This window comes from Serratia liquefaciens ATCC 27592, from assembly GCF_000422085.1.
Taxonomy (GTDB): Bacteria; Pseudomonadota; Gammaproteobacteria; order Enterobacterales; family Enterobacteriaceae; genus Serratia; species Serratia liquefaciens.
Genome location: NC_021741.1, coordinates 5,142,045 through 5,156,522, shown reverse-complemented (window position 1 = coordinate 5,156,522; position 14,478 = coordinate 5,142,045). Strand labels below are relative to the sequence as shown.

Annotated in this window: 12 protein-coding genes; 6 read left to right on the top strand and 6 right to left on the bottom strand. The window is 55.8% G+C overall.

The window, feature by feature from the left end; translation table 11 throughout:
* Window position 1 precedes the first annotated feature (1 nt).
* Window positions 2-1,375, top strand: coding sequence for an oxygen-independent coproporphyrinogen III oxidase (hemN, locus tag M495_RS23995; RefSeq protein WP_020837673.1), 1,374 nt, complete (start codon window positions 2-4; stop codon window positions 1,373-1,375).
* A 35-nt stretch (window positions 1,376-1,410) separates the two neighbouring features.
* Here hemN and M495_RS25680 read toward each other — a convergent pair whose 3' ends face one another.
* The 4 genes from M495_RS25680 to glnA form a co-directional block, all read right to left on the bottom strand.
* Entirely contained in the window at window positions 1,411-1,533 is a 123-nt protein-coding gene (locus tag M495_RS25680; RefSeq protein ID WP_139285489.1) for a YshB family small membrane protein, read from the bottom strand.
* 112 nt (window positions 1,534-1,645) lie between these two features.
* Complete coding sequence (glnG, locus tag M495_RS23990) at window positions 1,646-3,058, bottom strand: nitrogen regulation protein NR(I) (protein WP_041415118.1); 1,413 nt, start codon at window positions 3,056-3,058, stop codon at window positions 1,646-1,648.
* Between the two features lie 8 nt (window positions 3,059-3,066).
* Entirely contained in the window at window positions 3,067-4,116 is a 1,050-nt protein-coding gene (glnL, locus tag M495_RS23985) for a nitrogen regulation protein NR(II) (protein ID WP_020837668.1), read from the bottom strand.
* A 309-nt stretch (window positions 4,117-4,425) separates the two neighbouring features.
* Window positions 4,426-5,835: a glutamate--ammonia ligase gene (gene glnA, locus M495_RS23980; protein ID WP_020837667.1), complete on the bottom strand. Its 1,410-nt coding sequence runs from the start codon at window positions 5,833-5,835 to the stop codon at window positions 4,426-4,428.
* A 370-nt stretch (window positions 5,836-6,205) separates the two neighbouring features.
* Here glnA and typA point away from each other — a divergent pair, with 370 nt between their 5' ends.
* The 5 genes from typA to fabY all read left to right on the top strand — a co-directional run bounded on the left by typA (window position 6,206) and on the right by fabY (window position 11,128).
* Window positions 6,206-8,029, top strand: coding sequence for a ribosome-dependent GTPase TypA (typA, locus tag M495_RS23975; RefSeq protein WP_020837665.1), 1,824 nt, complete (start codon window positions 6,206-6,208; stop codon window positions 8,027-8,029).
* Between the two features lie 163 nt (window positions 8,030-8,192).
* A complete protein-coding gene (gene yihX / locus M495_RS23970) occupies window positions 8,193-8,783 on the top strand; it encodes a glucose-1-phosphatase (RefSeq protein WP_020837663.1) in 591 nt (196 codons plus the stop codon).
* Window positions 8,784-8,832: 49 nt separating this feature from the next.
* Complete coding sequence (locus M495_RS23965; RefSeq protein WP_020837662.1) at window positions 8,833-9,723, top strand: virulence factor BrkB family protein; 891 nt, start codon at window positions 8,833-8,835, stop codon at window positions 9,721-9,723.
* A complete protein-coding gene (dtd, locus tag M495_RS23960; RefSeq protein WP_020837661.1) occupies window positions 9,720-10,157 on the top strand; it encodes a D-aminoacyl-tRNA deacylase in 438 nt (145 codons plus the stop codon). Before M495_RS23965 ends, dtd begins: the two co-directional genes overlap by 4 nt.
* 23 nt (window positions 10,158-10,180) lie before the next feature.
* Complete coding sequence (gene fabY / locus M495_RS23955; RefSeq protein ID WP_020837659.1) at window positions 10,181-11,128, top strand: fatty acid biosynthesis protein FabY; 948 nt, start codon at window positions 10,181-10,183, stop codon at window positions 11,126-11,128.
* A 39-nt stretch (window positions 11,129-11,167) separates the two neighbouring features.
* On the opposite strand, the gene M495_RS23950 is transcribed toward fabY, so the two are convergent.
* Window positions 11,168-12,829 carry an AsmA family protein gene (locus tag M495_RS23950; protein WP_020837658.1) on the bottom strand — a complete coding sequence of 554 codons (1,662 nt, stop codon included), beginning with the start codon at window positions 12,827-12,829 and terminating at the stop codon, window positions 11,168-11,170.
* 132 nt (window positions 12,830-12,961) lie between these two features.
* Window positions 12,962-14,362, bottom strand: a complete 1,401-nt coding sequence (locus tag M495_RS23945; RefSeq protein WP_020837657.1) for a nucleobase:cation symporter-2 family protein — start codon at window positions 14,360-14,362, stop codon at window positions 12,962-12,964.
* Window positions 14,363-14,478 lie beyond the last annotated feature (116 nt).

Sequence of the window (14,478 nt, the reverse complement as noted above, 5' to 3'; positions counted from 1 at the left end):
CATGTCAGAGCAGGCAATTGTCTGGGATCTGGCCCTGATCCAGAAATATAACTATTCAGGGCCGCGTTACACCTCATACCCCACAGCGCTGGAATTCAACCAGAGCTACGACGAAGCGGCGTTTCAACGCGCCGCGGCGCGTTATCCTGGGCGCCCTTTATCGCTGTACGTGCATATCCCTTTCTGCCACAAGCTCTGCTATTTCTGTGGTTGCAACAAGCTGGTGACGCGTCAAACGCACAAGGCCGATGAATATCTGGCGGTGCTGGCGCAAGAGATTGCTCAACGTGCACCGTTGTTTGCCGGGCGTAAGGTCGGCCAGATGCACTGGGGCGGCGGTACGCCAACCTATCTGAGCAAGGCACAAATCAGCCAGCTGGTAACGATGCTGCGCCAACACTTTGATTTCCTACCCGATGCCGAAATGTCGATCGAAGTCGATCCGCGTGAGATTGAGCTGGATGTGCTCGATCATTTACGCAGCGAAGGTTTTAATCGCCTGAGCATGGGGGTGCAGGACTTCAATAAAGAGGTGCAGCGGCTGGTGAACCGCGAGCAGGATGAAGCCTTTATCTTTGCCCTGATTGCTCGCGCTAAAGCGCTTGGCTTTAATTCCACCAATATCGATCTAATCTACGGCTTGCCAAAGCAAACGCCGGAGAGCTTTGCCTATACTCTGCAGCGGGTGGCAGAGCTAAGTCCCGATCGCCTGAGCGTATTTAACTATGCCCATATGCCGAACCTGTTTGCTGCCCAGCGCAAAATCAAAGATGCAGATCTGCCGAGCGCGCAGCAGAAACTGGATATCTTGCAGCACACCATAGCCTCCCTGACCGAATCGGGTTATCAGTTTATCGGCATGGATCATTTCGCACGACCGGACGATGAGTTGGCGGTGGCACAGCGCGAAGGAAAACTTCATCGTAACTTCCAGGGGTACACCACCCAGGGCGACAGTGATTTGCTGGGGCTGGGTGTCTCCGCCATCAGCATGCTGGGGGACAGCTATGCGCAGAACCAGAAAGAGCTGAAGGTTTATTACAGCAGCGTCGAAGCGCAAGGCCATGCACTGTGGCGCGGCCTGGCGATGACCGAAGACGACTGCTTGCGGCGTGAGGTGATCAAAACGCTGATCTGCAATTTCAAACTGGACTATCTGGCCATAGAACGTCAGTTCGACATCAACTTTGCCGATTATTTTGCCGAGGATTTGCAATTGTTGGCGCCGTTTGAACGCGATGGGCTGGTGGAGCGTGACGAGCAGGGCATTCAGGTTACGCCGCGTGGCCGGTTACTGATCCGCAATATTTGCATGTGCTTTGATATCTACCTGCGTCAACAGGCCCGCACTCAGCAATTCTCTCGGGTTATTTGATGAGTAAAACATCGGCCGCTTTCGCGGCCGTTGTTTTAACTGAAGAAATTAATCAGTGCGGCGCACAATACCGCAGCAACGGCTGCCTGCGGCGTGTGGCTGGCGGCAGAACCAAGTTCTGCGCCTTGAGAAATGAATGCGATTAACGAATCCAGCATGGAAGCCTCCAGGGTGTGCGCCCCGATCATACTGCGGCCTCTTCGGCTGTAAAGCCTGAAATAGCCGTTTTTTTGTGCGCTTGATTGTATTTTCTATAATCAATGCCGCAAACTATTCCATTCCCAATTCTTTCAACTTACGCGTTAACGTATTGCGCCCCCACCCCAGCAAACGGGCGGCTTCCTGCTTATGCCCCTGGGTATGACGCAGTGCAGTGGTGAGCAAGGTGCGCTCCATCTCCGGTTGCGCTTCCGACAGCAGGTTTTGATGACCGGAACGCAGCGCGCGGTCTGCCCACTGTGCCAGCAGCGTGGCCCAACTGTCGGGCAGGCTATGCCCGGTCGTTTCCGGCGCAGAGGTTTCAAACAGCTCGCTCGGCAGATCCTGAATCAGCACCTCCTGACCAGCTGCCATCACGGTTAACCAACGGCAGGTGTTCTCCAACTGGCGAACGTTACCTGGCCATGGCAGGCGCGTCAGTGCAGTTTCAGTCTCCGGGTGCAGGTTTTTCGCTTCCACACCCAGCTCCTTTGCCGCCACCTGCAGGAAGTAACGCGCCAGACGCGGAATATCCTCACGGCGTTCACGCAACGGCGGAAGGTGCACGCGGATCACATTCAGGCGGTGGAACAAATCCTCACGGAATTTACCTTCCTGTACCCGCATTTCCAGGTTCTGGTGGGTGGCGGCGATGATGCGTACGTCAACCTTCACCGGGGCATAACCACCGACCCGATAGAATTGGCCATCTGCCAGCACCCGCAGCAAGCGGGTTTGCACATCCAGCGGCATATCGCCGATTTCATCCAGGAACAAGGTCCCGCCGTCGGCCTGCTCAAAGCGACCCTGACGGATTTGGTTGGCGCCGGTAAAGGCCCCTTTTTCATGCCCGAAAAGTTCGGACTCGATCAGGTCTTTGGGGATCGCCGCCATATTCAGCGCGATAAAAGGCGATTTGGCGCGCGGACTGTGACGGTGCAGGGCATGGGCAACCAGCTCTTTACCGGTACCTGATTCGCCGTTGATCAGTACGCTGATCGACGAACGCGACAGGCGCCCGATGATGCGGAACACGTCCTGCATCGCCGGGGCTTCACCGATGATGTCTGCCACCGGATCGTTGGCCGGTTGGCTACGTGCAGGCTGCTGCTGCTCCTGATAATGGCTGATGGCGCGTTCTACCAGCGCTACGGCTTCATCGATATCAAAGGGTTTCGGCAGGTAATCGAACGCCCCTTGCTGGTAGGCGCTGACGGCGGCGTCGAGATCCGAATGTGCGGTCATTATGATGACCGGAAGCATCGGATGACGCTGTTTGATCTGCTTGAGCAACGCAAGACCATCCATACCCGGCATGCGGATGTCAGACAGCAACACGTCAGGAGTTTGCGTGGCCAGGGCTTCGAGCACCGCATTGCCACTGTCGAAGGTCACGCAGCTCACACCGGCTCCAGTGAGCGCACGTTCAAGCACCCAGCGGATGGAGCTATCGTCATCGACGATCCAGACTATCCCTCGTTGCATAGAAAACCTCACTGGCGAATAGGCAGGTAAACCGAGAATTCGGTATGTCCTGGCCAACTGTTAAATTCAATTTTTCCGCAATGCTGATCGATAAGATTACGGGCGATGGATAACCCCAGGCCGGTCCCGCCTTCGCGGCCGCTGACCATCGGGTAAAATAGCGTGTCCTGCAACTGCGCCGGCACACCGGGGCCGTCATCTTCTACGTCGATACGTGCCGCTAACCGGTAGCGGGTGCCGTGCAGGGTGATCTGGAAAGCAGTACGAGTGCGCAGCGTGATGGTGCCGCCTGTTTCTCCCAGCGCCTGCAGCGCATTGCGGGTGATGTTCAGCAATACCTGTTCGATTTGATCCGGGTCGTGCGCCATTTCAGGCAGGCTCGGGTCGTAGTCCCGCACCAGCGTCACGTTATCCGGCTTCTCCAGCGACACCAGTTGGCACACTCGCTCTGCCACCTGATGAATGCTTTGGGTTATGTGCTGGCCCGGCCGCTGCGGGCCGAGCAGGCGATCGACCAGGTTGCGCAGGCGATCGGCCTGCTCAATGATCACCTTGGTGTATTCGGTCAGCGACGGATCGGGCAGCGCTTTGGCCAGTAGCTGTGCCGCGCCGCGCAGTCCGCCAAGCGGGTTTTTAATTTCATGCGCCAGGCCACGGACCAGATCGCGGGCTGCCACCTGCTGGGCGTGCTGAAGTTGTTCCTGGCTCAAACGGCGTTGGTTATCCATTGGCGCCAGTTCGATCAGGATATAGCCATCAGGCAGCGCCTGTGCGGTCAGGGAGAGGATATGCGCACGCCCGTCAACCACCAGGGTCACTTCGTTATCGGTAAAGCCCTGACCGGCATGCAGGCTCTCACGCATCAGATCGACGTTCAGTGAGAAATAACCGAGCAAATCGGGTAACGGTGTACCGAAAAGTTTACGAGAACTTTGTGCCAGCAGTTGTTGTGCTGCCGGATTGGCGTAATGAACCGCCAGTGAGTCATCCAACAGCAGGATGCTGTTGATGAGAGAATTGAGGATCTGCCCTGCGTCGGGCAGCTTGCCAGTTGCCATATATGCCCTTTATCTTTCAAGACGCAGCGTTGTTGGCTGCTCTTACTCACACCAGTCACTTGGCAGACCAAGCTCCTGTCGGTTCGCTCGGTTGCCGCCTAGCTGCACCGTGAAATCTCTTGGGCATAGCAGACGACTGCACCTTTTTAGTGCATTTATCCTACTCCATCCGTTATGCACGCGGTATGGAATAGTTTTGCAGAAAATACGGTGGAGAAAAAAACCCATCCGAAGATGGGCTGAAAGTTTCCACGGCAACAAAAAAAGACAACTAAATCTGGGCGCCGCCCGCAGACGGCGCGGTAAAACTTAAACGCTGTAGTACAGTTCGAATTCAACCGGGTGTGGCGTCATGCGAACGCGGTCCATCTCTTCTTTGCGCAGATCGATGTAAGCATCGATAGCGTCGTCGGTGAATACGCCGCCACGGGTCAGGAACTCGCGGTCTTCGCTCAGTGCTGCCAGCGCTTCATCCAGGGAGCCTGCAACTTTTGGAATTTCAGCTTCTTCTTCCGGTGGCAGGTCATACAGGTTTTTGTCCATGGCGTCGCCAGGGTGGATTTTGTTAATCACACCGTCCAGGCCTGCCATCAGCAGGGCCGCGAAGCACAGGTACGGGTTAGCCGCTGGATCCGGGAAACGGGCTTCGATACGGCGCGCTTTCGGGCTGGCAACCACTGGGATACGGATGGAAGCGGAACGGTTACGGGCAGAATAAGCCAGCATGACCGGAGCTTCGTAGCCTGGGACCAGACGCTTGTAAGAGTTGGTGGTCGGGTTGGCCAGGGCGTTGATCGCTTTAGCGTGCTTGATGATACCGCCGATGTAGAACAGGGCAGTCTCAGACAGGCCGCCGTATTTGTCGCCGGCGAACAGGTTAGTCCCGTTCTTGGACAGCGACATGTGGCAGTGCATGCCGGAACCGTTATCACCGAACATTGGTTTCGGCATGAAGGTCGCGGTTTTGCCAAATGCGTGAGCCACGTTGTGAACCACGTATTTGTAGATTTGGATTTCGTCGGCTTTCTTGGTCATGGTGTTGAAGCGGGTTGCCACTTCGTTCTGACCTGCGGTTGCCACTTCGTGGTGGTGCGCTTCAACGACCAGGCCCATTTCTTCCATGGTCAGACACATGGTAGAACGGATGTCCTGTGAAGAATCGACCGGAGGAACCGGGAAGTAACCGCCTTTGACTGCCGGACGGTGGCCTTTGTTGCCGCCATCGTATTGGGTGCCGGAGTTCCATGCGCCTTCGATATCGTCGATGGCCACGTGGGAACCGCGGATGCTGCTGCCGAAACGAATGTCGTCAAACAGGAAGAATTCTGGCTCTGGCCCGAACAGAACGGTGTCCGCGATGCCGGAAGAGCGCAGGAAATCTTCTGCACGCTTGGAGATGGAGCGTGGGTCACGATCGTAGCCCTGCATGGTGCCTGGCTCGAGGATGTCGCAGCGAATGATCAGGGTAGATTCTTCGAAGAACGGATCCAGTACCGCAGTGCTGGCGTCTGGCATCAGCACCATGTCAGATTCGTTGATGCCCTTCCAACCGCCGATCGAGGAACCGTCAAACATTTTACCTTCTTCGAAGAAGTCGGCATTTACCTGATGAGCAGGGATGGTGACGTGTTGTTCTTTACCCTTGGTGTCAGTGAAACGCAGGTCTACGAATTTCACTTCATGCTCATTCAGCATCGTCAAAACGTGTTCAGCGGACATACTTAACTCTCCCGGATTTATCATTGTCGTCGTCGTGGAACGAATCTGTGAAACTGGCTTTTTTTGCCTTGAAAAGACTAAAGCGAAAACTGTGCCAACTTTGCTAAAGCGCTTTAATCGCCTTTCTGCGTGGGTTTTGCACAGAATCAGTATGCACCATCAGTGACGTTTTGCACTTAAATGGTGCAATCGGTGCGGGGTGGGGCACTGTAATGGTGCAAAAGTGCACCGGATGCTGCTTTTTGCACCGTGAAAGGGATCACATACTGACCTGTACACAGTTGTTTATAAGAGACTGTTGTGATCTTGTTTAGTCCCTCGCTTAATACGTGTACAATAGCGCGCTATTTCTAATGCCTGAGGCAAAGCTGTGATCGAAAATTTGCGTAACATCGCCATTATTGCCCACGTTGACCATGGTAAGACCACCCTGGTTGATAAGCTGCTGCAACAATCCGGTACTTTCGGAGAGCGTGTAGAAGCCACCGAACGCGTAATGGACTCCAACGATTTGGAGAAAGAGCGTGGGATTACCATCCTCGCAAAAAACACCGCCATTAATTGGAAAGACTACCGCATCAACATCGTGGATACCCCAGGACACGCCGACTTCGGCGGTGAGGTTGAGCGTGTGATGTCAATGGTTGACTCGGTGCTGCTGGTTGTGGATGCAATGGATGGCCCAATGCCGCAAACCCGCTTCGTGACCAAAAAAGCCTTCGCTAATGGTCTGAAGCCGATCGTGGTAATCAACAAGGTTGACCGTCCGGGCGCACGTCCTGATTGGGTTGTTGATCAGGTCTTCGACCTGTTCGTTAACCTCGACGCAACCGACGAGCAGCTCGACTTCCCAATCATCTATGCTTCTGCATTGATGGGGATCGCCGGTACTGACCACAATGAGATGGCGGAAGACATGACTCCGCTGTATCAAGCGATCGTAGACCACGTGTCTGCACCGCAGGTTGAGCTCGAAGCGCCATTCCAGATGCAAATCTCCCAGTTGGACTACAACAACTACCTGGGCGTGATCGGTATCGGCCGTATCAAGCGCGGTAAAGTGAAGCCAAACCAGCAGGTCACCATCATCGATAGCGAAGGCAAAACTCGCAACGGTAAAGTGGGCAAAGTGCTGGGCCACATGGGTCTGGAGCGTATCGAGTCTACCCTGGCTGAAGCGGGCGACATCATCGCTATCACCGGTCTGGGCGAGCTGAACATTTCCGACACCATCTGTGACACCTCTGCAGTGGAAGCACTGCCGGCGCTGTCTGTAGATGAGCCGACCGTAACCATGTTCTTCAACGTCAACACCTCACCTTTCTGTGGTAAAGAAGGTAAGTTTGTGACTTCGCGTCAAATCCTTGAGCGTCTGAACAAGGAACTGGTGCACAACGTGGCACTGCGCGTTGAAGAAACTGAAGATGCTGATGCATTCCGCGTATCTGGCCGTGGTGAACTTCACCTGTCGGTTCTGATCGAAAACATGCGTCGTGAAGGTTTCGAACTGGCGGTATCCCGTCCGAAAGTAATCTTCCGTGAAATCGATGGTCGTAAACAAGAGCCGTTCGAAAACGTGACCTTGGACATCGAAGAACAGCACCAGGGTTCAGTCATGCAAGCCATGGGTGAGCGTAAAGCTGACCTGAAAAACATGGATCCAGACGGTAAAGGCCGTGTGCGTCTCGACTACGTGATCCCAAGCCGCGGCTTGATTGGCTTCCGTAACGAGTTCATGACCATGACTTCCGGTACCGGTCTGCTGTACTCCACCTTCAGCCACTACGACGACGTGCGTCCGGGTGAAGTTGGCCAGCGCCAGAACGGCGTGCTGATCTCTAACGGCCAGGGTAAAGCGGTAGCGTTCGCCCTGTTCGGTCTGCAAGATCGCGGCAAGCTGTTCCTGGGTCACGGTGCGGAAGTGTATGAAGGCCAGATCATCGGTATTCACTCACGTTCCAACGACCTGACCGTGAACTGCCTGACCGGTAAGAAGCTGACCAACATGCGTGCTTCCGGTACTGACGAAGCCACTACCCTGGTTCCGGCTATCAAAATGACTCTGGAGCAAGCTCTGGAATTCATCGATGATGACGAACTGGTAGAAGTCACGCCAACCTCGATCCGTATCCGTAAGCGTCACCTGACGGAAAACGATCGTAAGCGTGCAAGCCGCGGTCCTAAAGAAGCCTAATCGCCGATTTAGTCTGCAACACTTAGGGCGCGCCAGCGCCCTGAGTTTTTTCCTCTGTCTTTTCTCATTTCTGCCGCGTGCTATACGCTTTTCCATCCGCTCTCTATTCAGCCTCTGCTTTTCCCGCTACAGTAAAATCTCACCGGCCCATCAGGAGAGGACTATGCTGTATATCTTTGATTTAGGTAATGTGATCGTCGATATCGATTTCAAACGTGTACTGGGTGTATGGAGCAGTTTGAGCGGTACGCCATTGGCGGTCTTGTCCGAACGTTTTGCTATGGGCGAATTGTTTCAGCAGCACGAGCGCGGTGAAATCAGCGATGAAGACTTTGCCGAAGGGCTGAGTGCCGAAATGGGGATTGCCCTCAGTTTCGAGCAGTTCGCTACCGGTTGGCAGGCGGTGTTTGTCGCCCTGCGTCCAGAAGTGATCGACATCATGAAGCGCCTGCGCAGCGAAGGTCACCGGGTGGTGGTGTTATCGAACACCAACCGATTGCACTGCAATTACTGGCCGCAGCACTACCCGCAGGTGGCCGAAGCCGCCGATCATCTCTATTTGTCGCAGGATCTTGGCATGCGTAAGCCGGACGCCAACATTTATCTGCACGTACTGGATGCAGAAAATACCTCGCCGGACGACGCGGTGTTCTTTGACGATCACCCGGATAACGTCGCTGCTGCCCAGGCGCTTGGCATCAAAACGGTTCACGTGACCGACCGCGACGTAGTACCGGCTTATTTTGCCCAATGACCGCAAAGGGTTAAGCTTAAGGCGTACAAACTGACATCAAGGAGTGGCCATGTCGTTTTTCCGCCGCAAGAAGCTGCCCGCTTCGATCAAACCCAGCGTCACCTTTTTACGACTGCTGATTAAACGCGTCGACAGCGATGGCCTGACCATGTTGGCGGGCCACCTGGCCTACGTATCACTGTTGTCACTGGTACCTCTGGTGACCGTGGTGTTTGCGCTGTTTGCCGCGTTCCCGATGTTCTCCGACATCAGCGTTCAACTGAAAAGCTTTATCTTTTCCAACTTCATGCCGGCCGCCGGCAACGTAATTCAAAGTTATCTGGAGCAGTTTGTCGCCAACTCCAACAAGATGACCGCCGTCGGGACCTGCGGCCTGATAGTCACTGCGCTGTTGCTGATCTCGTCGGTGGACAGCGTGCTCAACACCATCTGGCGCAGCAAGAATCAGCGTCCTATCGTGTTTTCTTTCGCCGTGTACTGGATGGTGCTGACCCTGGGGCCGCTGTTGGTGGGGGCCAGTATGGCGATCAGTTCCTATCTGCTGTCGCTTAACTGGCTGGCGCAGACCGGCGTCAACAGCCTGGTGGATCAGGTGCTGCGTATTTTCCCGCTGATCCTGTCGTGGATATCGTTCTGGCTGCTGTATTGCATCGTGCCGACGGTTAGGGTGCCACCCAAGGATGCGTTGATTGGCGCGCTGGTGGCTGGTTTGCTGTTTGAGCTGGGCAAGAAGGGGTTTGCGCTGTATGTCACCATGTTCCCGTCTTATCAGCTGATTTACGGCGTGTTGGCGGTGATCCCCATTTTATTCCTTTGGGTCTACTGGAGCTGGTGTATCGTGTTACTCGGCGCGGAAATCACGGTTACCATTGGGGAATACCGCGACTACCGACAGCAAAAGGCACAACAACAGGAACAGTCATCAGAAGGGCAGTTATGATTGCGTTAATTCAACGGGTATTAAATGCCAGCGTCACGGTGGAAGGCCAGACGGTAGGCAACATAGGCCCCGGTTTGTTAGTGTTATTGGGCGTGGAGCAGGACGATAACGAACAGAAGGCCGAGCGCCTGTGTGAGCGCGTATTGGGCTACCGCATCTTTGGCGATGAGAACGACAAAATGAATCTCAACGTCCAACAGGCAGGGGGCAGTTTGCTGGTGGTCTCGCAGTTCACGCTGGTGGCCGACACGCAAAAGGGGATGCGTCCGAGTTTCTCTCGCGGTGCGGTACCGCAAGAGGCCGATCGGTTATACCAATATTTTGTTGGCCAATGCCGCGAACGCGGTATCGAAACCCAAACCGGTGAGTTTGCGGCCGACATGAAAGTCGCGCTGGTGAACGACGGGCCGGTGACGTTTTGGCTTCAAGTCTAAGAATTCTGAGAGAGAAGGCGTCTATGTATCACCTACGAGTACCGGTAACAGAGCAAGAACTGAAAGAGTATTACCAGTTCCGCTGGGAAATGCTGCGCAAGCCGTTGCACCAGCCGGTGGGGTCGGAAAAGGATGCCTACGACGCCATGGCACATCATCAGATGGTGGTGGACGAGAGCGGAAAAATTGTCGCCATTGGGCGACTGTACATCAATGCCGATAACGAAGCCGCGATTCGTTTTCTGGCGGTAGACCCGACGGTGCAGGACAAAGGCCTGGGGACGCTGGTAGCCATGACGCTGGAATCCGTGGCGCGCCAGGAGGGCGTGAAGCGCGTAGTCTGTAGCGCCCGTGAAGACGCGGTAGATTTCTTTGCCAAGCTGGGTTTCATTAATCAGGGTGAGATCACCGCGCCGCAAACCACGCCGATTCGCCATTTCCTGATGATCAAACCGGTGGCGACGCTGGACGACATCCTGCATCGGCCCGACTGGTGCGGTCAGCTGCAGCAGGCCTGGTACGATCACATTCCGCTCAGCGAGAAGATGGGGGTGCGCATCAGCCAATATACCGGCCAGCGTTTTGTCACTACCATGCCGGAAATTGGCAACCAGAACCCGCACCACACGTTGTTTGCCGGCAGCCTGTTCTCTCTGGCCACCTTGACCGCCTGGGGCCTGATCTGGCTATTGCTGCGTGAGCGCCATCTCGGTGGCACCATCATTTTGGCCGATGCCCATATTCGTTACAGCAAGCCCATCACAGGCCGACCGCGTGCAGTGGCGGATCTCAGCTCGTTGAGCGGCGATCTGGCCCGTTTGGCCCGTGGCCGCCGCGCTCGCGTGCAGGCGGAAGTCCATTTGTTCGGTGACGACGACAAAGGTGCGGTATTTGAAGGCACTTATATGGTGTTGCCGGCCGAGCCGGAAGTCCCCCTGGATCAGGGCGGCTGTGAGGCGATAGACAGTTAACACCCAGGCCCTCTCTATGCGGAGAGGGCCTATCCAGGATTAAGGCAGTTGCTGGTTGACCGTTTGGCCATCGGCGGCAGTTGCCTGCAACCTGCCCTGCAATGAAGCCTTAAATGGCCCATCGCTGTTCAACAAACCTTTCAACTGTAATTGCAGATTACCGTCGCCTTCCAGCGGCACCGCTTGCCATCCCCACTGTTGCAGAGTGTTTACCGGTACCGAACGCCCATTCAGCGACAGCGTAAAAGGCTTGCCCGGCAGCTGCTCGACGGTGGCTTTGGCATCCAACAACCCCTGCGGCATAAAGGCGCTGAGCTCGGTGACGTTGATCTGCCCGTCATTGGCGTTCAGCGCCAGCGATGGTCGGCGCACGTCAATCTTGTTGAAGGTAGCTTCACTTCCGTTCAAATTCAGCGTGCCGGACCAGATGCCCCACTGGTGGTCGCGCGCCAGCAGCAGGTTGCTGCCATAACCGTCCAGTGCGGTGATCTGGAAAGGGAAGGCCGGGTTGATATCGATGATCAGGTTACGGTTGGTGGTCAGTTTATTGACATACACCTCCGCCAGCCAGTTCGGCAGCGGTTGTAACCACAATGCGCGCCAGTCTATAGGTAAGGTGTATTCCAACGCAGCGACAGCGACCTCATCCAGCTGCAGGCGGTTGTTGGCACGCAGCCAGTTTCCCGTGGTGCGCAATAACCCACCTTCCCAGCGGGTGGTGAACTGCTGAATGGCGATGCCGGCCGGCGAGAGTCGCATATTCATGATCGGATCAATCAGATGGAAACTGCCATTGATCAGGTCGCTGGCGTTAAAGTTCAGCGAACCGTCCTGGCTGCTCCAGCCGCCCTGTTGGAAGGTGACATTTTGCAGTGACAGGTCGAGATCGTTAAATGCCCACTCCTTGCCTTCCAGCCGTGCATCTATCAGATCAAAACGTTTGAGCGTGACGGGGGGCAGAGCGGTAAAACGTTGCCAGAACTGTTCCAGTGTCAGCGGTGTCTGCATGCGCACGCCGCTGAGCCTCAGTCGCTCTACCTGCCAACTGCCGTCGGCGGCGCGAGTGGCTACGCCGGTCAAATCCCCCTGCGCCAGGTCGGCGCCGAAATTGCTGAGCAGCAGCTGATTTTGTTTCAGCTCGCCCTGAACCAGCACCTGAGAGGCCGGGATGCCATTGAGCGTCATCGAGCCGGCACTGAACTGGAACTGATTGTTATCACCTAATGGATGGCCGGCTTTGGGTTGCCATGGCGTGATGCCGGCGTTGACCTGCTGCGCGTTGAGCTGCCAGGTTTCATCGTTGGATTGCAGCGCCATATTGCTCAGTTGCAGCACGTCGGCCTGTATTGGCATTGCTGCGTCCTGCTGCTGCAGATTCAGCGTGCCGTCACGCAGCGTGACGCTATGGAAATGACGAGGTTCGGTAATTTGGCGCAGGCTGAGGCCGAGGTCCAGACGTTTGGCAACCAGTGATTGAGGCTGATTTTTTTTGGCCAACTGAACGTCTTCCAGGCTGATTTGGCCCGGCTGGTTCCATGAGTGCGAGATTGCCGCCACCGACAGGCGGTAGTCGCTGTTATCGCTGACCCAGCGGCTGACCCAGCCCGCGGCCCAACGGGTTTGCCCTATGACGTACAACAGTGCAACGGCCAGCACGACCAGCAGCAGCAACGTCAGCAACAGTTTTCCGATAAATTTCATCGTCTACATCCGCGTCGGTCAAAAAAGATACCCTGTTTATGCCGCAATTGGCCGGGCATCTCAAGTGCAATGGTCTGATAGGCAATAAAAAACGGCCGCAAGCGGCCGTTTGTCACAAGGCAGTTCGATGGATTATTGTTTCTCGTGTTCCTGCGGGAACAGCAGGTTCAGCGCGATGGCAGTGATGCCGCCGGCAGCAATGCCTGAGGAGAGTAATGTTTTCAGCCAGTCCGGTGCGAACTGCAAGATCAACGGTTGCTGGGAAACGCCCATCCCCACGGCCAACGACAGCGCCATGATCATGATTGCACGGCGGTTCAGACGCTCTCGCGACACGATGCGCACACCGGATGCGGCGATGGTGCCGAACATCACCAGGGTGGCGCCGCCCAATACCGGCTCAGGAATGTGTTGTACGAAGCCGGCCACCGCCGGGAACAGCCCCAGCGCGATCAGCATCAGTGCCACCACGAAGCCGACGTAGCGGCTGGCGACGCCGGTCAGTTGGATCACGCCATTGTTTTGACCGAAGCAGGAGTTAGGGAAGGTATTAAACACCGCCGACAGCATGGAGTTCAGGCCGTTGGCCAGTACGCCGCCCTTAAGGCGCTTCATATACAGTGGGCCACTGACAGGTTGTTCCGACACGTCAGAGGTCGCGGTGATATCGCCGATAGTTTCCAGCGAGGTGACCATAAATATCAACATCAGCGGCAGCAGCAGATTCCAGTCAAAACCCAGACCGTAATACAGCGGGGTCGGGATGATGATCGCCGCCGTCTCGGGGGTGGGCTGGCTTTCTGGCAGCATGCCCATGGCCCAGGCCAGCAGATAACCCACCGCCATGGCAATCACCAGTGAGGCGACGCGCAGGTAGGGATTGCGCTGACGGTTAAGCAGAATAATGACCAGTAATACCGCGCCGGCCAGCAGCAGATTTTTGGGGGCGCCGAAGGTACCTCCGTTCATCGCAGCATAGCCGCCGCCGATGGAAGTCAAACCGACCTGAATCAGAGACAAACCGATAATCATCACCACAATGCCGGAGACCAGCGGGGTGATGATGCGCCGTGCCAAGTGCAACACGCGTGACAGCAGGATCTCGGTGCAGGAGGCGACCATCAGCGTACCGAACAGCGCAGCCATCATGGTGGGAACGTCCGCACCGCCATTTTTCAGCGCCAGCCCGCCCATGATCAGCGGCGAAACAAAGTTAAAGCTGGTGCCCTGAATAGACAGCAAGCCCGAGCCGACGGGTCCCCAGGTTTTGATTTGTAAAATAGAGGCCAGGCCGGAGGCGAACAGCGACATGCTGATAATGTGCTGAGTGTCCTGCGCCGGCAGACCCAGTGCCTGACAAATCAACAGGGCCGGTGTGATCACGGCTACGAACATCGCCAACAGGTGCTGACCGGCGGCAAACAGCGTTTGCGGCAGCGGCGGGCGATCTTCCAGGCGATAAATCAGTTCACTGTTGCGGGGAGTGGCGGATGCTTTTTGCGCAGCATCGAACTCGGCGGATGGCTGGGTCATGGTGTGGCATTTCCAGAAACGGCAAAGCAGGCATTTTAATGATTTGGCCCATAAAAGCAAACGGTTGCGCGTTAATGCTTTGTTAGCAGTATCGTCACTTATGTCGCATTTTCGTT

What these genes read in the sequence shown, in the direction of transcription:
- M495_RS23950 (WP_020837658.1), bottom strand. Translation starts at nt 12,829, where the DNA reads ATGAAATTTATCGGAAAACTGTTGCTGACGTTGCTGCTGCTGGTCGTG.
- M495_RS23945 (WP_020837657.1), bottom strand. Translation starts at nt 14,362, where the DNA reads ATGACCCAGCCATCCGCCGAGTTCGATGCTGCGCAAAAAGCATCCGCC.
- glnA (WP_020837667.1), bottom strand. Translation starts at nt 5,835, where the DNA reads ATGTCCGCTGAACACGTTTTGACGATGCTGAATGAGCATGAAGTGAAA.
- hemN (WP_020837673.1), top strand. Translation starts at nt 2, where the DNA reads ATGTCAGAGCAGGCAATTGTCTGGGATCTGGCCCTGATCCAGAAATAT.
- glnL (WP_020837668.1), bottom strand. Translation starts at nt 4,116, where the DNA reads ATGGCAACTGGCAAGCTGCCCGACGCAGGGCAGATCCTCAATTCTCTC.
- yihX (WP_020837663.1), top strand. Translation starts at nt 8,193, where the DNA reads ATGCTGTATATCTTTGATTTAGGTAATGTGATCGTCGATATCGATTTC.
- glnG (WP_041415118.1), bottom strand. Translation starts at nt 3,058, where the DNA reads ATGCAACGAGGGATAGTCTGGATCGTCGATGACGATAGCTCCATCCGC.
- M495_RS25680 (WP_139285489.1), bottom strand. Translation starts at nt 1,533, where the DNA reads ATGCTGGATTCGTTAATCGCATTCATTTCTCAAGGCGCAGAACTTGGT.
- fabY (WP_020837659.1), top strand. Translation starts at nt 10,181, where the DNA reads ATGTATCACCTACGAGTACCGGTAACAGAGCAAGAACTGAAAGAGTAT.
- dtd (WP_020837661.1), top strand. Translation starts at nt 9,720, where the DNA reads ATGATTGCGTTAATTCAACGGGTATTAAATGCCAGCGTCACGGTGGAA.
- M495_RS23965 (WP_020837662.1), top strand. Translation starts at nt 8,833, where the DNA reads ATGTCGTTTTTCCGCCGCAAGAAGCTGCCCGCTTCGATCAAACCCAGC.